The 23,019-nt window shown below is 69.3% G+C and carries 25 protein-coding genes; 11 read left to right on the forward strand and 14 right to left on the reverse strand.

Translation table 11 applies throughout. The features are described 5' to 3' along the window. Window positions 1-3 precede the first annotated feature (3 nt). On the reverse strand, window positions 4-1,104 hold the full coding sequence (locus ACXYX3_RS16730) for an LLM class flavin-dependent oxidoreductase (protein ID WP_458608279.1): 1,101 nt from the start codon (window positions 1,102-1,104) through the stop codon (window positions 4-6). A gap of 142 nt (window positions 1,105-1,246) precedes the next feature. Between ACXYX3_RS16730 and ACXYX3_RS16735 the strand changes: the two genes are divergently transcribed. Genes ACXYX3_RS16735 through ACXYX3_RS16750 form a run of 4 tightly spaced genes read left to right on the forward strand, consistent with a single transcriptional unit; the run spans window position 1,247 to window position 5,235 of the window. Beyond that, entirely contained in the window at window positions 1,247-2,242 is a 996-nt protein-coding gene (locus ACXYX3_RS16735; protein ID WP_458608280.1) for a methionine ABC transporter ATP-binding protein, read from the forward strand. Continuing rightward, window positions 2,239-2,922, forward strand: a complete 684-nt coding sequence (locus tag ACXYX3_RS16740; protein ID WP_241206201.1) for a methionine ABC transporter permease — start codon at window positions 2,239-2,241, stop codon at window positions 2,920-2,922. Before ACXYX3_RS16735 ends, ACXYX3_RS16740 begins: the two co-directional genes overlap by 4 nt. Window positions 2,923-2,932: 10 nt before the next feature. Further along, window positions 2,933-3,838 carry a MetQ/NlpA family ABC transporter substrate-binding protein gene (locus tag ACXYX3_RS16745; protein ID WP_458608281.1) on the forward strand — a complete coding sequence of 302 codons (906 nt, stop codon included), beginning with the start codon at window positions 2,933-2,935 and terminating at the stop codon, window positions 3,836-3,838. Window positions 3,839-3,876: 38 nt separating this feature from the next. After that, entirely contained in the window at window positions 3,877-5,235 is a 1,359-nt protein-coding gene (locus ACXYX3_RS16750) for an NtaA/DmoA family FMN-dependent monooxygenase (protein WP_458612120.1), read from the forward strand. On the opposite strand, the gene ACXYX3_RS16755 is transcribed toward ACXYX3_RS16750, so the two are convergent. Then, entirely contained in the window at window positions 5,222-5,650 is a 429-nt protein-coding gene (locus ACXYX3_RS16755) for a CBS domain-containing protein (RefSeq protein WP_241206199.1), read from the reverse strand. The genes ACXYX3_RS16750 and ACXYX3_RS16755 overlap by 14 nt on opposite strands. Window positions 5,651-5,761: 111 nt before the next feature. Here ACXYX3_RS16755 and ACXYX3_RS16760 point away from each other — a divergent pair, with 111 nt between their 5' ends. Continuing rightward, entirely contained in the window at window positions 5,762-6,784 is a 1,023-nt protein-coding gene (locus ACXYX3_RS16760; RefSeq protein WP_458608282.1) for an aldo/keto reductase, read from the forward strand. 40 nt (window positions 6,785-6,824) lie between these two features. Beyond that, window positions 6,825-7,685, forward strand: coding sequence for a ribonuclease Z (locus ACXYX3_RS16765; RefSeq protein ID WP_458608283.1), 861 nt, complete (start codon window positions 6,825-6,827; stop codon window positions 7,683-7,685). Here the strand turns inward: ACXYX3_RS16765 and ACXYX3_RS16770 are convergent. The 3 genes from ACXYX3_RS16770 to ACXYX3_RS16780 form a co-directional block, all read right to left on the reverse strand. Next, a complete protein-coding gene (locus ACXYX3_RS16770; protein WP_241206196.1) occupies window positions 7,669-8,508 on the reverse strand; it encodes a transglutaminase family protein in 840 nt (279 codons plus the stop codon). The genes ACXYX3_RS16765 and ACXYX3_RS16770 overlap by 17 nt on opposite strands. 67 nt (window positions 8,509-8,575) lie before the next feature. Then, window positions 8,576-9,550, reverse strand: coding sequence for an alpha-E domain-containing protein (locus ACXYX3_RS16775; RefSeq protein ID WP_241206195.1), 975 nt, complete (start codon window positions 9,548-9,550; stop codon window positions 8,576-8,578). A 12-nt stretch (window positions 9,551-9,562) separates the two neighbouring features. Further along, a complete protein-coding gene (locus tag ACXYX3_RS16780) occupies window positions 9,563-11,200 on the reverse strand; it encodes a circularly permuted type 2 ATP-grasp protein (RefSeq protein WP_458608284.1) in 1,638 nt (545 codons plus the stop codon). 211 nt (window positions 11,201-11,411) lie between these two features. Between ACXYX3_RS16780 and rpsT the strand changes: the two genes are divergently transcribed. Then, on the forward strand, window positions 11,412-11,672 hold the full coding sequence (gene rpsT, locus ACXYX3_RS16785; RefSeq protein WP_221362558.1) for a 30S ribosomal protein S20: 261 nt from the start codon (window positions 11,412-11,414) through the stop codon (window positions 11,670-11,672). A gap of 9 nt (window positions 11,673-11,681) precedes the next feature. Here the strand turns inward: rpsT and holA are convergent, their stop codons facing one another. The 3 genes from holA to ACXYX3_RS16800 are packed head-to-tail and all read right to left on the reverse strand — an operon-like array spanning window position 11,682 to window position 14,990. Further along, window positions 11,682-12,623: a DNA polymerase III subunit delta gene (holA, locus tag ACXYX3_RS16790; RefSeq protein WP_458612121.1), complete on the reverse strand. Its 942-nt coding sequence runs from the start codon at window positions 12,621-12,623 to the stop codon at window positions 11,682-11,684. Between the two features lie 8 nt (window positions 12,624-12,631). Further along, the gene (locus tag ACXYX3_RS16795; protein WP_458612122.1) at window positions 12,632-14,104 is read right to left on the reverse strand and encodes a ComEC/Rec2 family competence protein; all 1,473 of its coding nucleotides are present in this window, start codon (window positions 14,102-14,104) and stop codon (window positions 12,632-12,634) included. A gap of 43 nt (window positions 14,105-14,147) precedes the next feature. Continuing rightward, window positions 14,148-14,990, reverse strand: coding sequence for a ComEA family DNA-binding protein (locus ACXYX3_RS16800; RefSeq protein ID WP_458608285.1), 843 nt, complete (start codon window positions 14,988-14,990; stop codon window positions 14,148-14,150). Between the two features lie 108 nt (window positions 14,991-15,098). On the opposite strand from ACXYX3_RS16800, the gene ACXYX3_RS16805 reads away from it, so the two are divergent. Genes ACXYX3_RS16805 through ACXYX3_RS16815 form a run of 3 tightly spaced genes read left to right on the forward strand, consistent with a single transcriptional unit; the run spans window position 15,099 to window position 17,916 of the window. Continuing rightward, the gene (locus tag ACXYX3_RS16805) at window positions 15,099-15,788 is read left to right on the forward strand and encodes a hypothetical protein (protein ID WP_458608286.1); all 690 of its coding nucleotides are present in this window, start codon (window positions 15,099-15,101) and stop codon (window positions 15,786-15,788) included. Next, window positions 15,788-16,927: an acyl-CoA dehydrogenase family protein gene (locus ACXYX3_RS16810; protein ID WP_458608287.1), complete on the forward strand. Its 1,140-nt coding sequence runs from the start codon at window positions 15,788-15,790 to the stop codon at window positions 16,925-16,927. The genes ACXYX3_RS16805 and ACXYX3_RS16810 overlap by 1 nt, the downstream gene beginning before the upstream one ends. Continuing rightward, window positions 16,924-17,916, forward strand: coding sequence for an acyl-CoA dehydrogenase family protein (locus ACXYX3_RS16815; RefSeq protein WP_458608288.1), 993 nt, complete (start codon window positions 16,924-16,926; stop codon window positions 17,914-17,916). The genes ACXYX3_RS16810 and ACXYX3_RS16815 overlap by 4 nt, the downstream gene beginning before the upstream one ends. On the opposite strand, the gene ACXYX3_RS16820 is transcribed toward ACXYX3_RS16815, so the two are convergent. Beyond that, on the reverse strand, window positions 17,906-18,715 hold the full coding sequence (locus ACXYX3_RS16820) for an SDR family NAD(P)-dependent oxidoreductase (protein ID WP_458608289.1): 810 nt from the start codon (window positions 18,713-18,715) through the stop codon (window positions 17,906-17,908). The two genes, ACXYX3_RS16815 and ACXYX3_RS16820, sit on opposite strands and share 11 nt — an antisense overlap. Window positions 18,716-18,764: 49 nt before the next feature. Between ACXYX3_RS16820 and ACXYX3_RS16825 the strand changes: the two genes are divergently transcribed. Next, window positions 18,765-19,808, forward strand: coding sequence for an NAD(P)H-dependent amine dehydrogenase family protein (locus ACXYX3_RS16825; protein ID WP_374238394.1), 1,044 nt, complete (start codon window positions 18,765-18,767; stop codon window positions 19,806-19,808). Here ACXYX3_RS16825 and ACXYX3_RS16830 read toward each other — a convergent pair. The 5 genes from ACXYX3_RS16830 to nadD are packed head-to-tail and all read right to left on the reverse strand — an operon-like array spanning window position 19,786 to window position 23,019. Further along, window positions 19,786-20,640 carry a DegV family protein gene (locus ACXYX3_RS16830; RefSeq protein ID WP_458608290.1) on the reverse strand — a complete coding sequence of 285 codons (855 nt, stop codon included), beginning with the start codon at window positions 20,638-20,640 and terminating at the stop codon, window positions 19,786-19,788. The genes ACXYX3_RS16825 and ACXYX3_RS16830 overlap by 23 nt on opposite strands. Before the next feature lie 2 nt (window positions 20,641-20,642). Beyond that, window positions 20,643-21,383 (reverse strand): diglucosylglycerate octanoyltransferase, encoded by a 741-nt coding sequence (octT, locus tag ACXYX3_RS16835; RefSeq protein ID WP_458608291.1) that lies wholly within the window; start codon window positions 21,381-21,383, stop codon window positions 20,643-20,645. Further along, a complete protein-coding gene (gene gpgP / locus ACXYX3_RS16840; RefSeq protein ID WP_241206186.1) occupies window positions 21,373-22,050 on the reverse strand; it encodes a glucosyl-3-phosphoglycerate phosphatase in 678 nt (225 codons plus the stop codon). The genes octT and gpgP overlap by 11 nt, the downstream gene beginning before the upstream one ends. Next, window positions 22,047-22,418 (reverse strand): ribosome silencing factor, encoded by a 372-nt coding sequence (rsfS, locus tag ACXYX3_RS16845; RefSeq protein WP_458612123.1) that lies wholly within the window; start codon window positions 22,416-22,418, stop codon window positions 22,047-22,049. The genes gpgP and rsfS overlap by 4 nt, the downstream gene beginning before the upstream one ends. Then, a complete protein-coding gene (gene nadD, locus ACXYX3_RS16850; protein ID WP_458612124.1) occupies window positions 22,402-23,019 on the reverse strand; it encodes a nicotinate-nucleotide adenylyltransferase in 618 nt (205 codons plus the stop codon). Before nadD ends, rsfS begins: the two co-directional genes overlap by 17 nt.

The following is a 23,019-nucleotide window of genomic DNA, read 5'->3' on the forward strand; positions in this document are numbered from 1 at the left end:
ACCCTACGCGGCCGTGCCGATCTGCAGAAGCGGTATCACCCCGCCACCCACGTGGCGGATCTCCTCGATCTGCGGGTAGCCGGACAGGATGAACTCCGAGGCGCCCACGTCGGCGTACCGACCGAGCACGCCGGCCACGTCGGCGTAGCTGCCGACCGCGGCGGTGCCAGCGCCGTCGCGCACCAGGCTCGGACCCGCCCACAAACCCGGCGCGATCTCGAGGCTGCGGGCGTCGCGCAGCACCCCGTCCGTCAGCGCCGCCATCCGCCGCTGCCCCTCGGACACGCTCGCGGAGTAGCGGGCGTGAGCCCGCCTGACCTGCTCCGGGGTCAGGTCGGCAAGAAGTTCCTCGGCCCGCTCCCACGCCTGCGCGGTGGTGGGTCGGGCCACGGTGTGCAGCCGCACGCCGAAGCGCAGGGCGCGGCCGTGCTCGGCGGCCGCCGCGCGCACCCGCTCGAACTTCTCGGCGACCTGGTCGGGTGTCTCGCCCCAGGTGAGATAGACGTCGGCGTGTTCGGCGGCCACCGCGATGGCCTCGGGCGACGAGCCGCCGAAATAGACCGTCGGGCGCGTGGTGAGCGGGTAGGCGGTCTTTGCCCGCTCGACGGTGTAGAACTCGCCATCGAAGGAGAATTCGTCGTGGGACAGGATGCCGCGCACGATCGTCAGGAACTCGCCGGTGCGCCGGTACCGGGCCGTCTTGTCGAGATCGTCACCGAACCGGCGCATCTCGGCATCGTCGCCTCCGGTGACGACGTTGAGCGCCAACCGGTTTCCGGTGAACCGCTGATACGTGCTGACCTGCTGGGCCGCCAGTGTCGGGGAGAGCACCCCGGGCCGGAAAGCGACGAGGAACTTCAGCGCCCGGGTGTGCTGGGCCAGCGCCGCGGTGGCCAACCAGGAGTCTTCGCAGTACGACCCGGTCGGGGTCAGCGCCGCCTCGAAGCCGAGATCCTCTGCGGTGCGGGCCAGAACGGTCAAATTCTCCAGCGACGGCTCCAGGAACGAGGGCACCCGCGAACCAGTGGCGGCCTGATTGTCCGCGATCGTGGCGGTGTCGCCGTGGGTGGGTAGGTACCAGTGCAGCGTCGGACGGACAGCCATCTCGCGAGCCTCACTGGAACCCGCCCGACGGTCAAGAGTTTCGCCCACGGTGATCGCAAGATCCCAATCATGCTGCGCTAGTTACGATCACAGCGATCTCTATGCTGTCGACAGCCTGACGGTATGCGTAGGTTCTCCCGACGTGATCGAAATCGAGAAACTGACGAAGCGGTTCGGTGAGCGCGCCGTGCTCGACGACGTCAGCCTGTCGGTAGCCGATGGCGAGATCCTGGCGGTGGTCGGGCCCAGCGGCGCCGGCAAGAGCACCTTGAGTCGCTGCATCAGCTTCCTCGAACGGCCCACCAGCGGCACCGTCCGCGTGGACGGGAAGGACTTCACCACCCTGTCCCCCGACCAGTTGGTGGCGGCGCGCCGCAAGATCGGGGTCATCTTCCAGTCCGCACCGCTGCTGCGGCGCCGCACCGTTGCCCAGAACGTGGCGCTGCCCCTCGAATACCTCGGTGCAACAAACGAATCCGTCGATCGACGCGTCGGTGAACTGCTCGACCGGGTCGGCCTGTCCGACCGCGGCGCTTCCTACCCCGCACAGCTCTCCGGCGGTCAGAAGCAGCGGGTCGGCATCGCCCGCGCCCTCGCACTCGGACCGTCGCTGGTGCTCTCTGACGAGGCCACCTCGGGACTCGATCCGGCCACGACCACGTCGATACTCGATCTGCTCAGCCACCTTCGTGACGACTACGGCCTGTCGATCATCCTGATCACCCACGAGATGGAGGTGGTCCGCGACATCGCGGACTCGGTGGCCAGGATCGCCGACGGACGCATCATCGAGTGCGGATCCGTCGAGGACATCATCTTGGATCCTGAGTCGTCACTGGCGCACGAACTCCTTCCTGACCGGCCGAGAGTGCCGCTGCGCGACGACGGTGAGGTGTGGGAGGTGTCCTACGCCTCGCGTGACGTACCGCTGGACTGGCTGACCTCGATACAGCACGCCCCCGGCCTGTCGGGCACCCGGGTCAGCGTCCTCAGCGCCAGCGTGGAGGCGATCCGCGGAATCGCCGTCGGCCGCGCCGTTCTGGCACTCTCACCCTCTGCGCCAACGGGTTTCGCCCGGTATCTCACCGACCTCGGACTGCACGTCAGCGCACCCCGGTCCGCGGAGATCGCGGCGTGACACTGCTGGCCCAAGAAGACTTCAGCACGCCCTGGCACAAGGTACCCGGGCTGCTGTTGCCCGCTTACGGGGAGACGTGGCTGATGGTCGGCATCACGATGGCACTCGTCGTGCTGATCGGCATCCCGGTCGGAGTGATCCTGCACAACACCTCGGGGCTGGGTTTGTACCCGGACCCCCGGGTTTTCGTCGTGCTCAACACGATCGTCAACATCGGCCGCTCACTGCCCTTCCTGATCCTGATGGCGGCGATCATCCCGGTGACACGGTTCCTCGTCGGCACCACCATCGGCATCCCGGCGGCCGTCGTGCCGATGACCGTGGCCGGGGTTCCGTTCTTCGCGCGACTGGTACAGAACGCGCTGAGGGAAGTCCGCTCCGACGTCACCGACATGGGGCAGGTCTCCGGCGGGTCCACACTTCAGGTGATCCGCACCGTGCAGCTCTCCGAGGCACTTCCGGCCATCGCCGGAGCACTCACCGTCAACACGATCGCGATGATCGACTACTCCGCGATCGCCGGTTCGATCGGTGCCGGCGGAATCGGCAACCTCGCGATCACCTACGGCTACAACCGATTCGACGACAACATCATGATCGCGACCGCCATCTCGTTGATCATTACCATCGCCGTCGTCCAATTCGTCGGCGACCGTGTGGTCAAAGCCCTCACCCGGTGAAAGGACACCCATGACCGACCAGATCAGTTCGCCTTCGAGCGCGGGGCTCGACATCGACATCAAGAAGAAGAAGAAGCGCTGGCCGTGGATCGCGGCCGCCGCTGTCGTCGTGCTCGCCGTCGCCGGGGGAATCTCCTATGCGCAGTTCTCCACTAAGGACAAGCCGTTCGGCACGACGTTGCCGGTGGCGACGTGGAGCACCGACATCGCCGCCGAGAACCTGCTGAGCTACATCGCGTCCGACATCGCGCCCGACCACGGGATCACCATCGAGCCCATCAAGATCGACAACCTCATCGAGATCAATCGCGCCGTCGACGCCGGAACCGTGGCAGGCAACTTCTTCGAGCATCAACCTTTTCTCAACGATGCCATCGCCGCCAACGGTTTTCAGCTGACCCTGGCCGCGCCGACGTTCACCTGGGACCAGGCCACCTACTCGGACAGGTACCGCAACTGGGACCAGGTGCCCCAGGGCGCCAAGATCGCGCTGCGCGACGACCCCGCCGGACAGGCCATCGCATTGCTGGACCTCGCGCACGACAAACAGATCACGCTCAAGCCCGGTAAGGACACGCTCGCCGGTCTGCCCCAGCTCGGCGACATCGCCTCCAACCCGAAGAACTACCAGTTCGTGCAGGTTCCCATCGGTCAGCTGGCGCGTAGCCTCGCCGACGTCGACGCCATCGTGGTCCACATCTCCGACGTCTACGCCGCCGGCCTGACGGAACAGCAGATCCTCGCCCGCGAACCCGCGCCGAAAGGCAGCGAGGGTGGCCTGGTGGTGAGCGACAAGCACATCGACGACCCCAACGTGGTCGAGCTGATCGACACCTTCGAGGACCCCCGCATCGCACAGTTCCTGCAGACCACCGACAACACGCTGATCCGCGACACGTTGGGCCCGATCTCGTGACCGGCGCCAAGCGGCCCCTGTTCTACTCGGCGTTCGTGATGAACACCGCCTCCCATGTGCTGCACGGGCTGTGGCGGGCGCCCGAGGCTCGCAACCACGAGTTCAACAAGCTACGGCACTGGACGTCGCTGGCCTCGAGCGTCGAGAAGGCCGGCTACGATCTGCTGTTCTTCGCCGACGTGTTCGGGCTGCGCGCACCGTGGAACGGCAACTGGCGCAAGGCTGTCGAGGGCGGTATCCAGGTTCCGGTCAACGACCCGTCGTCGCTGGCGTCGGCGCTGGCGGTGGTCACCGAGAACCTGGGCATCGTGTTCACCAGTTCGATCGTGCAGGACCACCCGTTCAACTTCGCTCGCAAGATGTCATCGCTGGACCACTACACCGACGGGCGGCTCGGCTGGAACGTCGTGACGAGCTTCAATGCCAACATGTTCCGCAGTTTCGGCTACGACGGCACCCTGGGTCACGACGATCGCTACGACTGGGCCTACGAATACGTCGACGTCGCCTACAAGCTGTGGGAGGGGTCGTGGGACGAGGACGCGCTCGTCCAGGACAAGGAGCGCGGGGTGCACTCCGATCCGGCCGGCATCCACCGTATCCATCACGTCGGCACGCGATACTCGGTCGAGGGGCCCCATTTCTCGTCGCCGTCGCCGCAGCGCACGCCGGTGCTGTTCCAGGCCGGCGCGTCGCCTGCAGGCCAGCTGTTTTCGGCCCGTAACGCCGAGGGTGTCTACATCAGCAGCCCGGATCCGGCCGCCGCCCATGCGCTGACCAACGAAACTCGGGCGCTGGCAGCCGACCACGGCCGGGATCCGGGCGACATCGCGTTCGCGCAGGGCCTGTCGTTCGTCGTCGGTGACACTCACCGCGACGCGGTGAGGCGCCACGACGAGATCAAACGCCATCTCGACCTGGAAGGCGTTGCGCTGCATGCCCTCGGCGACGCGGGTGTGGACGCAGGCCATCTCCCACTCGACACGCCCATCAGCCAGCTCGGCGAGTTCACCGGAGTGCAGGGTTTCGCTCGATGGGCCGCTGAAGCGTCGGGCAATGTGGAGCCGACGATCCGTGACCTGGCTTGGGTGCTCGAAGGGGCCAATCGGGTCGTCGGCACCGCCGACGAGATCGCCGATCAGCTCGAAGAATGGCGGGAAGCAGGGGTCGACGGCATCAACGTGTACCACGCGACGGTGCCGGGCTCGTTCCAGGAGACAGCGGATCGCCTGTTCCCGACCCTGCGGGAGCGCGGACTGATCGCCACCGACAAGTCGGGGACGCTGCGGCACAAGTTGTTCGGCCGCGGTGACCGGCTTCCCGACAGCCACCCTGCTGCTGCCTACCGGGGAGCCTTCGCCGACAACTCGCTGCTGGACCCCGTCATCCCTGGGTGATGTAGTCCTGCAACCGCTGTTGCTCGCGCTCGAGCTCCTCCATGCGGGTCTTCACCACGTCCCCGATGCTGACGATGCCGCGCAGCCGGCCATCGACGACGACGGGCACGTGTCGCACCCGGTTGGTGGTCATCAACGCGCTCAGGCTGTCCACCGAATCATCGGGTCCGCACGTCGCGACCACGGTCGTCATGATGTCGGCGACGGGGCGGCGCAGCAGCTCGGCACCGATCTCGTGCAAACCGCGCACCACGTCGCGCTCCGAGACGATGCCCTGCAACCCCTCCTCGGACACCACCACCATTGCGCCGATGTTGTGCACCGCCAACTCCGTGAGCAGCCCCGCCACCGACGTGTCGGGAGTGATCGTCGCGACCGCGGCGCCTTTGACGCGCAGAACGTCGGAGATACGCATCACCACCTCCTTGTGATGTAGCTCACTCAGGGTACTCCCAGCGGGCGCCGGAACAGAATGCCACGCCGGATCGGTTGCCCCTTCGAAGACGACGACCATCGGGAGGACCGCATGACACACTCGATCACCCTGGGCGACCATCTGACCGTCAGCCCTATGGGGTTCGGCGGGATGGCGCTGACGCCGGTGTACGGCGGCGCGGTCGACGACGCCGAGTCGCTGGCCACGCTGCATCACGCGGTCGACGTCGGGGTCACGTTCATCGACACCGCCAACGTCTACGGGTCAGGCGACAACGAGCGTCTCATCGCGCGTCTGCTCGCGGACCGCCGTGACGACGTCACGTTGGCCACCAAGTTCGGCATCGTCGCCAACCCGGCGGGCACCCGGGGCCGCGTCACCGTGCGTGGCGACGCGGCCTACGTGCGGCAGTGCATCGACGAGAGCCTGCAGCGCCTGCAGACCGACGTCGTGGACCTGTACTACCTGCACCGGCGCGACCCCGCGGTGCCGATCGAGGAGACGGTGGGCGCCATGGCCGACTTGGTGCGCGCAGGCAAGGTCCGCCACCTCGGGCTCTCCGAGGTCTCGGCAGACGAGCTGCGGGCCGCCCACGCCGTGCATCCGATCGCCGCCCTGCAGAGCGAATGGTCGATCTGGACTCGCGACATCGAGGCCCAGATCGCACCGGTGGCCGCCGAACTGGGCGTCGGCATCGTGCCGTTCTCCCCGCTGGGCCGAGGGTTTCTGACCGGCACGGTGCGTTCCGCCGCCGACATCTCCGCTACCGACTTCCGCCGCACGATGCCGCGGTTCGCCGACGGTGCGCTGGAGGCGAATCAGCGCGTGGTGGACGCCATCGGAGAGGTCGCCGGCGACGTCGGCGCCACCGCAGCCCAGGTGGCGCTCGCGTGGCTCCGCCACCGGGCGGAGGAACTCGGCGTGGCCGGCGTGCCGATCCCCGGGACCCGGCGGGCGGCCCGCATCGACGAGAACCTGGGGTCCCTGACGGTGGCGCTGACGGCCGAACAGGTCAGCGCACTCGGGCGCGCAGGCGACGCCGTGACCGGCGGTCGTTACGCCGACACGGCGGCGGTGCGGTCGAGCAGCGACGAGAACACGACCGAGCTGTGATTGCGCCGCGCCGACGCTGTCCTGGCGGTATACCTGCTCCATGATCGAAGTGACCCTGCTCGGCACCGGCAGCCCCATCCCCGACCCTCGCCGCGCGGGGCCGTCGACACTCGTCCGCGCGGGCGGGCAGACGTTCCTCGTCGATTGCGGCCGCGGTGTTCTGCAGCGCGCCGCGGCGATCGGGGTCAGCGCGAACAACCTGACCGCGCTGCTGCTGACCCACCTGCACAGCGACCACATCACCGATCTGGGCGACGTCCTGATCAGCCGTTGGGTGGGCAACTTCGCGCCCGACCTGACGCCGCTTCCGATCATCGGCCCGCCCGGAACCGCCGAGGTCGTTCAGAAGACGCTGGAAGCGCTGCAGTTCGACATCGGCTACCGCATCGCCCACCACGCCGACCTGACCGCGCCACCTCCGGTGGAGGTCGAGGAGGTGACCGGTGGGGTGGTGTGGGGCCGTGACGGCGTGCGAATCGTCGTCGGCCCAACGGACCACCGTCCTGTTGCGCCGACCATCGCGTTCCGCATCGAGCACAACGGCGCCTCGGTGGTCTTGGCCGGGGACACCGTGCCGTGCACCGGTCTCGACGAATTGGCCGCTGGGGCAGGCGCATTGGTGCACACCGTGATCCGAAAGGACCTGATCGACGCGATGCCGGTGCAACGCATCCGCGATATCTGCGACTACCACTCCTCGGTGCAGCAGGCCGCCGAGACCGCGGCGCGCGCCGGCGTCGGCATCCTGGTCCTGACGCACTACGTGCCCGCGCTGGTGTCCGGCCAGGAGGACGACTGGCGGGCGCTGGCGGCGACGGCGTTCGACCGTCAGATCGAGATCGGCGACGATCTGCACCGGGTGGAGGTGCACCCGGGGGTGTGCGTCAAGCCAGCCGGGTGATCTCCACGATGACGTCCAGATCCGTCGATCCCTCGCCCGAGTAGATGCCCTTGAGGGGGGTGACGTCTGCATAGTCACGGCCCACACCGACGCTGATGTACTGCTCGGTGATCTCGGTGTCGTTGGTGGGGTCGTAGTGCCACCATTCCCCGGTCCACGCCTGAATCCACGCGTGGCTCTGCCCGTCGATCGTCTCGCCGATCTGCGCCTCGCGCTGCGGATGCAGGTAACCGGACACATAGCGGGACGGAATACCCATGCCGCGCAACAACATCAGGGTCAGATGCGCGAAGTCTTGGCAGACTCCCTTGCCTTCGCGCAGCGCATCGACACCGGAGGTGTGCACGCCGGTGGTCCCCGGCACGTACTGCAGTTCGCCCTGCACCCAGCGCGCCGCCTCGATCACCGCTTCGGCGGGGTCGTGGTACTTGGCGATGCGCCGGCCGACGCGTTCGATGCGCTTGCTGGCCGGCACGTAGTGGGTGGGTGCCAGCACCTCGTCGTAGCGGTCGATGACGGCCTCGCCGGCGAGGTCGGTCCAGGACACCTTCTCCGCCGGCGCCTCGGGCCGATCCGTCTCCACCACCGACGACGCGGTCACCTCGAGCTCGGTGTGCGGTGCGTGCAGGTCGAACGCGGTGACCGCGGTGCCCCAGTAGTCGACATAGCGGTAGGACCGGGTCGCCGGAACGGTCTCCACCCGATTGAGGATGACGTTCTGCCGCGAGTCCGAGCGCGGCGTGAGCCGCGCCTCGTTGAACGACGCGGTGACCGGGGACTTGTAGGCGTAGCCGGTCGAGTGGACCACGCGCATCCGCCACATTATCTGCTCCTCTTCGTGGTCTGCTCTTCGCCCGAGGGCTCATCGCTGCGCGACAGGCTCATCGGCCTCAGATCTCCCCTTCTTCGATCACCAGTGCATTGCGCCCCGCATCTGTCCACGCCACCCACGGCGCGGAGTGGAAGTACTGCAGCGCCACCGACTCTCCCACGTCGAAACACGTCTTCTGGAGCGCGGCCAAGCGTTCCTCGAGCGATTCGAGCAGCACCCCGGGTCGCAGGAATTCCAACTCGCTTCGCGCGCGGCCCAGCAGCAGCTGCGCTTCGGCGGTGGCGCCGAGACGTCCGTGCGGCCGGTTCATCAGCTCGTCGAGGCTGTGTTCGGCGAGCCTGAGCGAATAGAAGATGGACCGCGGGAACAGCCGGTCCAACAACATGAATTCGACGACGCGGCCGGCGTCGAGGGCGCCGCGGTAAGTCCGCAGATAGGTGTCATGGGCACCGGCGGAGCGCAGCAGCGTGACCCATGCGGGCGACGACGCGCTGTCACCTACCCGGGACAGCAGCAGACGAACCGTCATGTCCACCCGCTCCAGTGCGCGTCCGAGCACCATGAAGCGGTAACCGTCGTCGCGTGACAGCGTGGAGTCGGCCAACCCGGCGAACATCGCGGCGCGGCCCTCCACATAGGACAGGAATTCGTGCGGGCCGAGCCGTTTGGCGGCGCGTTCCCGCTCGGCCAGCGCGTTGTAGGTGGTGTTCAGGCACTCCCAGATCTCGGTGGAGGTGACTTCGCGTGCGCCGCGGGCGTTTTCCCGGGCGGCCGAGATGGCCTCGACGATCGAGCAACCGCCGTAGGTCTCCCGGCTGAAGGCCACGAGGTCGGTCAACGACCACACGTCGAGCACCTCGTCGGGCGGATCCATGCCCAGCACCCGCAGCAGGGTGCGCGACGCCTGGTCGGGGTCGACGCTGGAATCCTCCAGCAGTTGGTGCACCGTGACGTCGAGGATGCGTGCGGTGTCGTCGGCGCGCTCCACGTAGCGCCCGATCCAGTAGAGAGATTCGGCGTTTCTGGCCAGCATCGTCGCCCTCCCCTACTGCTGCTGCTGCTGTTGTTGTTGCTGCTGGTCGTGACTGGACTCGGCCTTGCCGTTGCGGCTGCCGTTCTTGGTGGCCGCCGCCCGGGGCAGGGAGCGCACCACCTCGGCGGCGCCCAGTTCACGGTCGGCGACCGACGTGCGCGACGCCAGCACCCAGGTGTCCTTCGAGCCACCGCCCTGGCTGGAGTTCACCACCAACGATCCTTCGGGCAGCGCCACCCGGGTCAGCCCACCGGGAAGCACGTAGACGTCGTCCCCGTCGTTGACCGCGAAGGGTCGCAGGTCGACGTGGCGGGGTGCGAGTTCGTCGTCGATCTGCGTCGGCACCGTCGAGAGCTGCATCACCGGCTGGGCGATCCAGCCTCGCGGGTCCGCGGTGATCTTGCGGGTGATCGTCGCGAGCTCCTTGGCCGACGCGTCGGGACCAAACACGATGCCGTAGCCGCCGGAGCCCTCGACGGGTTTGATGACCAGCTCGTCGATGCGGTCGAGCACCTCTTCGCGTTCCTCGTCGAGCCAGCAGCGATAGGTGTCGACGTTGGCGAGCAGCGGCTTCTCTCCGAGGTAGTACTCGATGATCGTGGGCACGTAGGTGTAGACGAGCTTGTCGTCTCCTACTCCGTTGCCCACGGCGCTGGAGATCACGACGTTGCCCGCGCGGGCCGCGTTGAGGATGCCCGCCACGCCCAGCACCGAATCGGGCTTGAACTGCATCGGATCGAGGAAATCGTCGTCGATGCGGCGATAGATCACATCGACCTGGCGCTCCCCCTCGGTGGTGCGCATGTACACGGTGTTGTCGCGACAGAACAGGTCGCGACCCTCGACGAGCTCGACGCCCATCTGCCGGGCGAGCAGCGAATGCTCGAAATACGCCGAGTTGTAGACCCCGGGGGTCAGCACGACGACGGTGGGATCGGCGACGTTGTTGGCCGCGGCGTTGCGCAGCGCCCGCAGCAGGTGCGACGAGTAGTCACCGACGGCCCGCACCCGGTGGGTGGCGAACAGGTTCGGGAACACCCGCGCCATCGTGCGGCGGTTCTCCATCACGTAGGACACCCCGGATGGGGACCGGAGGTTGTCCTCCAGCACACGCCACGTCCCCTGCGCGTCGCGGATCAGGTCGATGCCGGCGACGTGGATGCGCACCCCGTTGGGCGGGATGATGCCGACGGCCTCGCGGTGGAAGTGCTCGCACGACGTGACGAGCCGGCGCGGAATCACCCCGTCGCGCAGGATCTCCTGCTCGCCGTAGATATCGTCGAGGTACATCTCCAGGGCCTGGACCCGCTGGCGGATTCCGCGCTCGAGTCGCGTCCACTCAGCCGCGGAGATGACCCGCGGGACGAGGTCGAGCGGGAAAGGTCGCTCCTGCCCGGACAGCGAGAACGTGATGCCCTGATCGATGAAGGCGCGGCCGAGCGCGTCGGAGCGGGCCTCCAGGTCGGCCACGTCGGCAGGGGCCAGCTCCTTGTGGATGCCCTTGTAGGGGCCGCGCACGGTGCCACTGGCATCGAACATCTCGTCGAATGCCTGGGCGTAGGTGCCGAGTTTGTTGTATCCGCCGAAGATGCCCTCGTGCCGTCGGGTCGGCTTGGTGGTGCGTGTGGTCCGTGCGGTTTCTGTCGGCAAAGCTCTCGTGCTCCTCCCGTAGGCAGACGTGCGCTATGCATGTACTCCAGACACGCACCTTGCCATGCTGCAGCATTTCCGCCGTTTCGGCAGGCCAGTGGCCTCCGTTTTGGGTGATGTACTCGCTCGCTGCTAACCTGAACAGTCGCTGCCCCCCGCGGGCGCCCCCAGACTCATTTCAACCCGTCGAGATTGCCGAAGGATTACACGCGTGGCCAACATCAAGTCGCAGGAGAAGCGGAACCGCACCAACGAGCGCCGCAGACTGCGCAACAAGTCGGTGAAGTCGTCGCTTCACACGGCGGTCCGCGGGTTCCGGGAGGCCGTCGAGGCCGGCGACAAGGACAAGGCCGGCGCGTTGCTGCTCTCGACCAGCCGCAAGCTCGACAAGGCGGCCAGCAAGGGCGTCATCCACAAGAATCAGGCCGCCAACCGCAAGTCGGCGCTGGCCAAGGCGCTCAACAAGATCTGACGCGCCGCCTCAGTCGCTGACCAGTGAGGCGACCGAGCGCACCGCGTTTTCCAGCGCGTAGTCGGCATCTGCCGCCGCGCCTTTGACGTCGGCGTTAAGCGCTGCCACCAGACGCAGCGCTTCGGCCACGGAATCCCGCGACCATCGTCGCGCCTGTTTCTGGGCTTTCTGCACGCGCCAGGGCGGCATGCCGAGTTCTCCGGCGAGCCGATAGGGATCACCCGACAGCGGGGCCACCCGTGCGATCGTGTGGACCGCCTCGGCGAGCGCATCGGCCAGCACGACGTGCGGTTCACCGGCCATCATCGCCCAGCGCAGCGCTTCGGCAGCCCCGGCGACGTCGCCGATCACGGCCTTATCGGCGATGTCGAAACCCTTCACCTCCGCTTTCCCGGAGTGGTATCGGCGGACCGCGGCAGCGTCGACCACACCGCCGGTGTCAGCCACCAGCTGCGAGCAGGCCGACGCCAGCTCCCGCAGATCCGAGCCGATGGCATCGATCACCGCGTCGACGGTGTCATCGGAGACCTTCGTACGCAGCGCGCGAAACTCCTTGCGGACGAAGTCGACGCGGTCGGCGGCCTTGGTGATCCGCGCGCACGGGTGGACCTCGGCGCCCAGCTTCTTCAGCCGATCGGCGAGCGCCTTGGCCCGCCCGCCGCCGGAATGCACGACCACCAGCAGCATGCCCTCGGGCAGATCGGCGGCGGCCCCCTCGATGACGGCCACCGCCTCCTTGCCCGCCTCGGCTGCGGATTCGAGGACGACCACGCGCTCGTCGGCGAACAGTGACGGGCTGAGCAGCTCGGCGATCTCACTGGCACTGACTTCGCCTGCCCGCAGGCGGTCGACCGGGACGTCGGTGGTGCCCGCCGAGGCGCGCGCCTGGGCCAGGACCGCTGCGACAGCGCGTTCGACGAGCAACTCCTCGTCACCGAGGATCAGGTGCAGGCCGGTGCTCACCGGACGATGGTGCCACGCCGGCCCGACAGCCCCCGATGCCACACCGCCGCAACCACGCAGGAGCCGGCCGCGACGACCGCCACTCCGGCCAGGCCCGACGGCACCGGCAGTGCCGCCACCGGCACCGCGGCCGCCCAGCGGGCCGTACTCGCCAGCCACCACACCTCCGGACCGGTGAACCGGATGAGCAGCTGGGCACCTGCCGGCCACAGCGGGCACAGCGCCGCCGCGGCCGTCCCGATCACCGTGATCGGCGCGATGACCGGCGCGACGGCCAGATTGGCGATCACCGCGACGAGGCTCACCGACCCCGACACCCCCGCCACGAGCGGGGCCGTGACCAGCTGCGCGGCCAACGCCACACTGACCGCATCGGCGAGCGGGCGCGGCCAGCCGCGGCGCGTCAGTCGCTGCGACCACACCGGCGCGACGAGAACCAGGCCCGCGGTGGCCGATACCGACAACGCGAAGCCGACGTCCACGGCGAGCTGCGGAGTGGCGATCATCAGCACGATGACCGCGGTTGCCAACGCGGGCAGCGCTTGCCGGCGACGATGGGTGAGCACGGCCAGCAGCGTGATGGCGCCCATGACCGCGGCCCGCAGCACGCTCGCCGACGGTTGGACGACGACGACGAAGCCGGCCAGCGTGACCGCCGCCAGCACGACGGCGATCCGGGGTCCGAGCAGCGCAGCGCTGAGCAGCATCGCCGCGCACACGATCGTGATGTTCGCGCCGGACACTGCCATCAGGTGGGTCAACCCGGCGACCCGGAAATCCTTGGCGGTCTGCGCTGACACCGCAGAGGTGTCCCCGAGCACGAGCGCCGGCAGCAGGGTCGCCTGGTCCGCCGGCAGGACGAGGCGGACCGCCTCGGCGAAGTCCGCCCGAATGCGGTGCGCCAGCCGGTACACCGGAGCTGCCTCACCGAGGCGTGGCCGCCCGGTCGCCGACAACACCGCGACGCTGAGATCGCGGCGACCCGGGCGGCCCACCCGGGCGCGGAAACCCGCCGGTCGACCCGCCTGGAGCGCCACGTAATCGGTGCCAGAGGCGAACACCAGCACCGCACCGGACGACGGCGCCCCGTCGAGGCGGACGAGCGTGGCCCGGAACATCGTCCGGCCACCGTCGAGCACACGCGGCGTTTCGTCGGGTGTGACCACGACGTCTGCGACCGATCCGATGCGCGTCGTCACCGGGTGATGGTCCACGGCGTCGACACGTAGGCACACCGCGACCGCGAACCCGCCACCCACCAGAGCGACCGCCGTCGCGGCGACCACCACCGAACCTCGCTCCGTCCGCCCGCCCGTGGCCTGTCTCCGGCTCGCCCACCACCCCGCCGCGGCGGTCACCGCGACACCAGCGACGACGGCGGCACCTGCGGCGGCGTAACCCCACACGATCCCGGCGGCCGTCACCGCCCACGCGGTCAGCGCCGCGGGGATCAGCCGCACATCGGTCATCGCACGCTCGGTCACTTCACTGCTCGGTCATGTCACTGCTCGGTCACTTCACCGCGACGAGGGGGCGCAGCTTGTCCAACCTCGCCGGGCCGATCCCGTCGACGTCGCCCAACTGATCGACGCTGCCGAAGCGACCGTGCGCGTCCCGCCACGCCACGATCGCCGCCGCGGTGACCGGACCGACGCCGGGCAGGGCATCGAGTTGCTCGGCGGTCGCGGTGTTCAGGTCGACCGGTGTCTGCGCGGCCCCTGCCGCCGGCGGCGCACCCGCCGACGAGGTCGTCGGTGACCCCGGTGGCGCGGACGCATCCGACACCACCGAGCTGCCCATCTCGGTCGGCTGCCCGGGCACCGCGCCGATGCCCACGACGATCTGTTCGCCGTCGGCGACCTTGCGTGCCAGGTTCAGACCGAGCACGTCGGCGCCGTCGAGCGCCCCGCCCGCCGCCTCGAGCGCGTCGGCGATCCGTGCTCCCGGCTCGAGCGTGACCAGACCGGGGCGGTGTACCAGCCCGACGACACTGACCACGGCAGGTCCCGGCGCCGCCGAGGTCAGCGGCGCGGGGGCGCCGGAGGCCGCCATCTCGACCGGCGGAAGCCTGGCCGACACCACCGCGGGTGGCTGGTCACGCAGCAGACTGATGACCGTCACGAGCACCGCGATCACGCCGACGACGCCCAGAGCGACGACCCCGGCGCGGCCGGGGTCGGCGCGCACACGTGACAGCCACGCCGGGCCGCGGTCAGTGCTCTGCTCGGGCAGCCAGCGCGACAGCACGGAGTCGGCGCCGTCGTCGTCGGGCTCCGCAGGGTCCGCCGTGATGTCCGCCGCGACGTCGGAACCCAGGCGCCGCCGGAGCCGCTCGGCAGGCAGTTCGCTCGACATACCGCGACGGTAGGCACGCCCGCCGACGGGCACGGCGATGCGCCGCGTCAGCCCGCCCGGCCTGTGGATGAACTCGGCTCTGGGGACAGCGGGATAGCATGACCGCCAATGAACGGTCGAGCCCCGATGATCGCCGGCGCCGCGTTCGCGGTGCTGTACGCCACGGCCGTCGTCGTCCTCCACGCGCTGCCCGGCGCCGACCCCGGTGTCACCCGCGTGCAGGCTCTCCTGCTGACCTTCGCCGCGCTGGCGCTCGTGGTGGTGCTGGCCTTCGCCCGGGACCGGCTCAGCGGACCGCCCGCCCACCTGTTCACGATCGGCTCGACCCTGCTGGTGGCCGAACTCTGCATCGCCGTCTGGTTCCTCGGCGGACTCTCGCTGCGGCCCGGCCAGACCGCGGTCGCCACCGCACGCGCCATCGAGGACGTCGGCGTGATGTGGCTTCCCGTGGCCACGATCGCCAACATCGTGGTGGCCGCACCGATCCTGCTGTACGCCAACGAGGGCCGGCTGCCGCGGTGGCTCGGCATCCTCGCCGCCGTCTTCGCGGTGGAACAGCTGATCGAGACCATCACGGTGATCGGTCCGCCCGGCAGCTTCATCTCCCCCGGCGGCCCCATGAACCACTACGTCGGTGGCCTGCTGTCGGTGCTGTTCGTCGCCGGACTCGGTGTCGCGCTCGGCATCCCGACCGCCGGGGAATCCACCGCGACCCCCGAAGACACCGACGAGGCGAGTGGCGAGGCCGGTGACGGGGCCACAGACGCCGACGACGCCCGAGAACCCGTAGGAGAGTGATGGCGCTTCCCCGCCTGGTACCGCAGTCGAGCGGCGACCATTCGAGCACCGACGGACTGCGCGCCGAGGTTCGAGGTTTCCTCGCCGAGCAACGCGCCGCGGGCACCTTCCACCCCTCGGTCGATGTGTGGCTGTCCGGCTGGGACGAGGCGTTCACCGCGGCGTTGGCCGCCCGCGGCTGGCTCGGCATGACGGTGCCTGTGGAGTACGGCGGGCCGGGACGGTCGTTCCTCGAACGTTTCGTGGTGACCGAGGAACTCCTGGCCGCGGGCGCTCCGGTGGCTGCTCACTGGATCGCCGACAGGCAGATCGTGCCATCACTGCTCAAGTACGGCACCGAGCGACAGAGGGCTCATTTCCTCCCGAGAATCGTTGCCGGCGAATGCTTTTTCGGCATCGGCATGAGCGAGCCGGATTCCGGCTCGGACCTGGCCAGTGTGCGGACCCGCGCGCAGCGGGTCGAGGGCGGCTGGCGGCTCACCGGTACGAAGGTGTGGACCTCCGGTGCGCATCTGGCCCACGCGTTCATCGCGCTGGTACGCACCGCACCCGTGGATCCCGCCCACCGGCACGCGGGACTGAGCCAGTTCATCGTGGACCTGCGCGGCGAGGGGGTGCAGATCCGGCCCATCACGTCGATGAACGGCGCCCACCACTTCAACGAGGTGATCCTGGACGACACATTCGTGCCCGACGACATGGTGTTCGGCGAGATCGGCGCCGGCTGGCAGCAGGTCACCTCGGAGCTGGCCTTCGAGCGCAGCGGACCCGAACGGGTGCTCTCGACGTTCATGCTCCTCGACGCGACGGCTCGGGCGATGAGCGACGGCGAGCTCCCGCGCGATGCCGAGCTGGGCAGACTGGTGGGCCGTGTCGCCGGCCTTCATCAGATGTCCTCCGCGGTGGCCGGCGCGTTGCAGCGCGGCGAGCCGGCGGACGTGCCCGCCGCCGTCGTCAAGGTCCTCGGCACCACCACCGAAGGCGATATCGCCGAATACGGTCATCTGGCAACCGAACACGGTGCGAGCATCGCCGCGCTGGCCGATGCCGCGGTGGACCAGCGACCCGGCTTCACCATCCGCGGGGGCACCAACGAGGTGTTGCGCGGCGTGATCGCCCGCGGATTGGGGCTGCGATGAGTGCGTCCGAGATCGATGCCGCGCTGACCGCCATGATGGCGGCCGTGTTCGCCGAACACGGCGACGACACCGATCTGTGGGATCGCCTCGACGCTCTGGGCCTGATCCGGCTCACCGGTCCGGAGGATTCCGGCGGCAGCGGCGCCGGATGGGCCGAGGCCGTCGAGCTGCTGTCCGCCGCGGTACGCCATGCCGCGCGAATCCCCGTGGCCGAGCACGATCTTCTGGCCTGCTGGCTCCTCGACGCCGCGGGTGTCCCCGCCGACTCCCGGCCACGCACCGTCGCACTGCTCGACTCCCGAGGCCGCGCAGACGGGGTACCGTGGGCGTCCCGCGCACGGCGGATCGTACTGGTGTGGCAGCAGGACGACGGCTACCGCGTCGCCGACGTCGACGCCACCGATGTCTCGATCACGCCGGGCGCCAACATGATCGGCGAACCTCGCGACACCGTCGCCGTCGACATCGCGGCGGTGTCCGGCGTCGCGGTCGCCGGGGAACTCGTCGACACGCTGCGCCTCAAGGGCGCCCTGGTGCGCGCCGTACAGATCTGCGCGGCACTGGACAGCGCGCTCGAATCGTGCGTCGACCACGCGACCACCCGCATCCAGTTCGGCCGCCCGCTCGCGAAGTTCCAGGCCGTCCAGAACCTCGTCTCCGACATCGCGTGCGAGGCCGCGCTGGCCCGCTCGGCCACGGAGGCAGCCCTGTCGGTCGCCACGGCCACCGACTGGGCGGCCCCGCAGTTGGAATTCCTTGTGGCAGCAGCCCGTTCGTGCGCCGGACACGCGTCCTCCGTGGTGGTCCGCAACGCCCACCAGGTACACGGCGCGATCGGCACCACGATCGAGCACCGACTGCACCACTTCACGCGGGCGGCACTGGCGTGGCGTTCGGAATTCGGCTCGACGAGGCACTGGGACCAGCGGCTGGCCGACATGGCGGTGCAGGCCGCCCCACACGGGCTGTGGTCGTTGATCAGCCCCTGACGATCACCGAGCTGGGTTCGCGCGGTGCGCCCAGCACGTCGCGGTGCGACGGGGGAACCCGGCCCCCGGCATCGGTGATCCCGTACTCGCGCGCCACCTCGGCGCCGATCACGGCCCGGCCGCTGCGCCGGGAGAGTTGCGGATCGCCGAACATCGCGTCGATGAGATGCCCCGTGAATTCCGGTGTTTCGGCATGGGAGGCGAAGTCGTCCAGTGCGGCGGGATTGCCGTCGAACATGCGGCGCATGCGCTCGGTGAGCAGGATGCCCATCCAGATCGACACCGTCGCCACGCCGGTGCCGGCGAAGTCGACCGCCATGTCGGCGGCCATCTTGTCGGTGCCCGCCTTCTGCGCCCCGTAGGCGGGGCCGTGCATGTAGCACACCGCTCCGGGAGAAGACGTGAACGCGATGAGCCCGCGGTCTCGCTCGATGAGCAGCGGGGCGGCGTGCCACGCGGCGACGTAGGAGGATCGCAAGCCGACGTCGAGGACGTCGGCCAGCGCTCTCGGCCTGCGCCAGAACGGATCCGGGCCCACCAGGTCGTCGGAGATCGCGGCCGCGTTGTTGACCAGGAGGTCGAGCCGTCCCTCGTCGCGCGCCAGCCGGTCGAAGAACTCGCCGACGGCGTCGTCGTCACGGTGATCGAGTTGCACGCCGACACCCCAGTGCGGGGCGGGATCGACACCGCGGCCGGTTCCGTACACCCGCCAGCCGTGAGCGGCCAGCGCCGAGGCGATGCCGTGCCCGGCTCCCCGGCTGGCACCTGTCACCACGGCGACCCGCGTCGACTCACCCATGCGGCAACTCTAGAGGCGGTAGGTTGACGCCATGTCAGATGCCATGTCGATGGACAAGCCCCTGCGGGTCATCCAGTGGACCACCGGGAACATCGGCCGCCGGTCTCTGCACGCGATCATCGGGCGCGACGACATGGAGCTCGTCGGCGTCTACGCCCACGGCGCGGACAAGGTGGGCGTGGATGCCGCCGAGTTGGCCGGCTGGCCCGAGCCGACCGGGATCGCAGCGACGAACGACATCGAGGCGCTGATCGCGCTGCGTCCCGACGCCTGCTGCTACAACCCGCTGTGGCCGAGCGTCGACGAGTTGGTGCGGCTGCTCGAAGCCGGTGTCAACGTCTGCTCGTCGGCAGCCTGGATCACCGGGGGCAAGCAGTCACCCGAAGACCTCGAACGTATCCGAAACGCCTGCGCGAGCGGCAATTCCACGATCTTCGGCAGCGGTGCCCATCCGGGGATGTCGAATCTGGTCGGCATGGTGCTCAGCGGCGCATGCGAGCGGGTCGACGAGATCCGGATCACCGAGTCGGTGGACTGCTCGACCTACGAATCCGCCGGCACCCAGACCGCGATGGGCTTCGGCCGGCACCCCGACACCCCCGGCCTGGCCGAGAGCGTGCGCCGCGAGAGCGAGGTGTTCGCCGAGTCGGCCGCCATGATGGCCGACGCCATCGGCGCGACGCTGGACCGGATGACCTTCGACGTGACATTCACCGCCGCCACCGGAGACAGCGACCTGGGGTTCATGACGATCCCGGAGGGCACCGTGGGCGCAGTGATGGGATACCACCGAGGCTGGGTCGGTGAACGCAACGTGGTCAGCGTCGGCTTCAACTGGATCATGGGCAGCCACGTCACACCCCCGAAGCCTCTGGAGCACGGGCATGTCGTGCAGGTGTTCGGGGTGCCCAACATGCGCACCGTCGTGCACTGTCTGCCGCCGAGAGACTGGACCGAGCCCGGCTTCATGGGCCTGGGCATGATCTACACCGCGCTGCCGGTGACCAACGCGGTGCCCGCGGTGGTGGCGGCGCCGCCGGGCATCGTGACGCTGGCCGACCTGCCGCCGATCACAGGCCGGTTCGCGGGCTGACCTCGGACACCTGCACGGCCACCCCGACCGCTCCCCCGCCGACATGGACCGACAGCACCGGACCCATGTCCTCGACGGTCAACGACGACAACTGCGGCAGCCGCTGGGTCAGCGCCGCGCCGAGTCGGTCTGCGGCATCATGATTGTCGACGTGGTGCACCACCACGTCCGCCGGCCCCGTGGCGACGATGTCGGCGACGCGATCCACCAGCGCGGCGTGCGCCTTGCTGACGGTGCGGATGCGCTGATCGAGCACGAGCCGGCCGTCCATGTCCAGTTTCAGCAGCGGCTTGAGCGACAACGCGGTGCCCAGCCACGACGACGCGGTACCGATACGTCCGCTGCGGCGCAGGTTGTCCAGCCGGTGCACCACGAGGAACACCCGGGTGCGGTCGCGGGCCCCGCGGGCCGCCTCGGCGACCGCGTCGAGATCGCCGCCGCGGGCCGCGCACCGCGCCGCCTCCCGCGCGATGAACCCGGTGCCCATCGCCGCCGAGCGCGAATTCACCACGCGCACAGACGAGCCGAACTCGCGCGCGGCAGTGACGGCAGCGCTGTAGGTGCTCGACAGAGCCGCCGAGAGATGCACGGCCACCACACCGTCGCCGTCGCTGTCGGCCAGCGCACGGCGATAGTGCTCGGCCAATTCCGTCGGTGCCGCGCCCGCCGTCGTGACCTTGGGCCGGTCGTGGAGGTCATGCGGGACGTCGTCGACGCCGTCGCGCAGATCGACACCGTCGACGAGCACGTGCAACGGCACCTCACGGATGCCCCATCGTGCCGCCTCGTCGCCCAGGCGCGCCGAGGAGTCGCTGACCACCACCACGGCCATGGTCAGGTGCGCGAATCCGGGATCGGGACACCGGCTTCAGCGAGCCCCTTGAGCATCAGGTCGGCGACCGCCCGGTGCGCCTCGAAGTTCCAGTGGATACCGTCGGGATTGCCGCGGCCGCTGTAGATCTCGTCTGCGACGGCGGCTTTGAGGTCGACCAGTGGGACCGCGTGCTCGTGCGCCCAGCGGGTGAGCGCGGCGACCGTGCCGGCGCGGCCGTGGTGCGCATTGCCGTAGGACGCCGCAGTGTGCACCGACGGCAGCGACGCGACCACCGGTATCCCGGGCCGGTTGAAATCGATGGCGGCGCGCGTCATCTCGAGGTATTCGACGGTCAGATGCGGCGGCAGCGCCGGCCGCGCGATCGGCGAGAGCCGCGGCTGCAGCCAGCTGTAGCCGTCGCGCACCCAGCGCCGCAGCCGCGGCGGCCGGGCGTAGCGGATCAGTTCCCGCAGCGCGGTGGGCAGCACCGACGGCAGCGAGTCCATGCCCGACGTCGCGTAGACCACGGCGCCGGCGCGGGGAAGCGCCGCCCACGACCGCGGGTCCTGCGTCGCCGCCCACCACACGTCGCGGCTGGTCCAGCCTATCCGCCCGATGACCTCGACGTCCCAGTCGAGCTGTGCGGCAACGAGATTCGGCCAGATGCGCGGATCGTCGGCGGGCAGGCCGCCGGTCGGGCCGTAGTAGGACAGGGAGTCACAGAAGACGAGCAGCGTGCGTCGGCCGGCGTCAGAGGACATCGCCTGCGACCTGCGCCGAGGCGTTCCACACGTCGAGGCGCCAGCGTATGTCGGCCAGGCTCGCCGGATCGCCGTCGCGGCGGGTGTGTCCGGCCAACTGCACCCAGCTGGCGTTGCCCAGCCCGCCGAGAACGGGCCAGTTGTCGACGGGCAGATCCAGCAGCGCCGCGGTCAGCGCGGCGATCAACCCGCCGTGCGCCACGAGCACCACCGGCCGGTCGGCAGCGTCGGCACCCCACTCCGGTTGGCCGGCCACCAGTTCGCGCACCAGCGGCAGGCTGCGGTCGGCGACGTCGACCCGGCTCTCCCCGCCGTGGGGGGCCCAGCGCGCGTCGTCGCGCCACGCCAGCCGGGCCCCGGGGGCGACCTCGTCGACCTCGAGGTGGGTCATCCCCTGCCAGTCGCCCAGGTGTGTCTCCCGCAGCCGGGTGTCCAGCGACACCTGCTGGCCGCACCGGTCACCCAGCGCCACGGCGGTGTCCAGCGCCCGGCGCAGATCCGACGAGACGATCAGCAGCGGCTGACGTTTGGCGAGCGCTTCGGCTGCGACCACGGCCTGCTCACGACCGAGATCCGACAGGTCGGTGTCCAGCTGACCCTGCATGCGGCTGCCTGCGTTGTACTCCGTCTGTCCGTGCCGCAGCATGACCAGCTTGCGCACGGTCACGCGTCGTCTCCGGACAGCTCCACCGGCACCAGCGGGCAGTCGCGCCACAACCGGTCCAGGGCGTAGAAGTTCCGCTCGTCCTGGTGCTGGATGTGCACCACCACGTCGACGTAGTCGAGCAGGGTCCAGCGGCCCTCGCGGGTGCCTTCGCGGCGCGCGGGCTTGTACCCGGCCTGCCGCATCTTCTCCTCGACCTCGTCGACGATCGCGTTGACCTGACGTTCGTTGGACGCCGAGGCGATGACGAAGCAGTCGGTGATGACGAGCTGCTCGGACACGTCGATCACGACGACGTCGTCGGCGAGCTTGGCCGCGGCCGCACGCGCGGCGGTCTCGGCCATGTGGATGGCTTCAGGTGTGGCGGTCAGGGGCGGTCTCCTTCACATGTGGTTGGTAGAGATGCCGTTTGGCGACGTACTGGACGACACCGTCGGGCACCAGGTACCAGATCGGCCGCGAGGCTTCGGCACGCTCACGGCAGTCGGTCGACGAGATGGCCAGCGCCGGCACCTCGACCAGATGCAGGGCATCGTCGGGCAGTTCGGCCATGGCGGCGGAGATGTGTTTGCCGTCCAGCTCGTAGCCCGGCCTGCTCACCCCGACGAAACGCGCGATCGAGAACATCTCTTCCCAGTTCTGCCAGGACAGGATCGACGCCAGTGCGTCGGCACCGGTGATGAAGTACAGGTCGGCGTCGGGGTTGAGCGCGTGCAGATCCCGCAGGGTGTCCTTGGTGTAGGTGGGGCCGCCGCGGTCGATGTCGACCCGGCTGACCGAGAACATCGGGTTCGACGCGGTGGCCACGACGGTCATCAGATAGCGGTCCTCGGCGGGGGTGACGGCTCTGCTGCGCTTCTGCCACGGCTGGCCGGTGGGCACGAACACCACCTCGTCGAGGCCGAACAGGTTGGCCACCTCGCTGGCGGCGACCAGGTGCCCGTGGTGGATGGGGTCGAAGGTTCCACCCAT

Source organism: Mycobacterium sp. Panama NTM2 (assembly GCF_054355555.1).

Excerpts from the sequence above, each read along its gene's own strand:
- ACXYX3_RS16730 (WP_458608279.1), bottom strand. The coding sequence starts at position 1,104 with ATGGCTGTCCGTCCGACGCTGCACTGGTACCTACCCACCCACGGCGAC.
- ACXYX3_RS16745 (WP_458608281.1), top strand. The coding sequence starts at position 2,933 with ATGACCGACCAGATCAGTTCGCCTTCGAGCGCGGGGCTCGACATCGAC.
- ACXYX3_RS16750 (WP_458612120.1), top strand. The coding sequence starts at position 3,877 with ATGAACACCGCCTCCCATGTGCTGCACGGGCTGTGGCGGGCGCCCGAG.
- ACXYX3_RS16755 (WP_241206199.1), bottom strand. The coding sequence starts at position 5,650 with ATGCGTATCTCCGACGTTCTGCGCGTCAAAGGCGCCGCGGTCGCGACG.
- ACXYX3_RS16760 (WP_458608282.1), top strand. The coding sequence starts at position 5,762 with ATGACACACTCGATCACCCTGGGCGACCATCTGACCGTCAGCCCTATG.
- ACXYX3_RS16765 (WP_458608283.1), top strand. The coding sequence starts at position 6,825 with ATGATCGAAGTGACCCTGCTCGGCACCGGCAGCCCCATCCCCGACCCT.
- ACXYX3_RS16770 (WP_241206196.1), bottom strand. The coding sequence starts at position 8,508 with ATGTGGCGGATGCGCGTGGTCCACTCGACCGGCTACGCCTACAAGTCC.
- ACXYX3_RS16775 (WP_241206195.1), bottom strand. The coding sequence starts at position 9,550 with ATGCTGGCCAGAAACGCCGAATCTCTCTACTGGATCGGGCGCTACGTG.
- ACXYX3_RS16795 (WP_458612122.1), bottom strand. The coding sequence starts at position 14,104 with ATGACCGATGTGCGGCTGATCCCCGCGGCGCTGACCGCGTGGGCGGTG.
- ACXYX3_RS16800 (WP_458608285.1), bottom strand. The coding sequence starts at position 14,990 with ATGTCGAGCGAACTGCCTGCCGAGCGGCTCCGGCGGCGCCTGGGTTCC.
- ACXYX3_RS16805 (WP_458608286.1), top strand. The coding sequence starts at position 15,099 with ATGAACGGTCGAGCCCCGATGATCGCCGGCGCCGCGTTCGCGGTGCTG.
- ACXYX3_RS16810 (WP_458608287.1), top strand. The coding sequence starts at position 15,788 with ATGGCGCTTCCCCGCCTGGTACCGCAGTCGAGCGGCGACCATTCGAGC.
- ACXYX3_RS16815 (WP_458608288.1), top strand. The coding sequence starts at position 16,924 with ATGAGTGCGTCCGAGATCGATGCCGCGCTGACCGCCATGATGGCGGCC.
- ACXYX3_RS16820 (WP_458608289.1), bottom strand. The coding sequence starts at position 18,715 with ATGGGTGAGTCGACGCGGGTCGCCGTGGTGACAGGTGCCAGCCGGGGA.
- ACXYX3_RS16825 (WP_374238394.1), top strand. The coding sequence starts at position 18,765 with ATGGACAAGCCCCTGCGGGTCATCCAGTGGACCACCGGGAACATCGGC.
- ACXYX3_RS16830 (WP_458608290.1), bottom strand. The coding sequence starts at position 20,640 with ATGGCCGTGGTGGTGGTCAGCGACTCCTCGGCGCGCCTGGGCGACGAG.
- octT (WP_458608291.1), bottom strand. The coding sequence starts at position 21,383 with ATGTCCTCTGACGCCGGCCGACGCACGCTGCTCGTCTTCTGTGACTCC.
- nadD (WP_458612124.1), bottom strand. The coding sequence starts at position 23,019 with ATGGGTGGAACCTTCGACCCCATCCACCACGGGCACCTGGTCGCCGCC.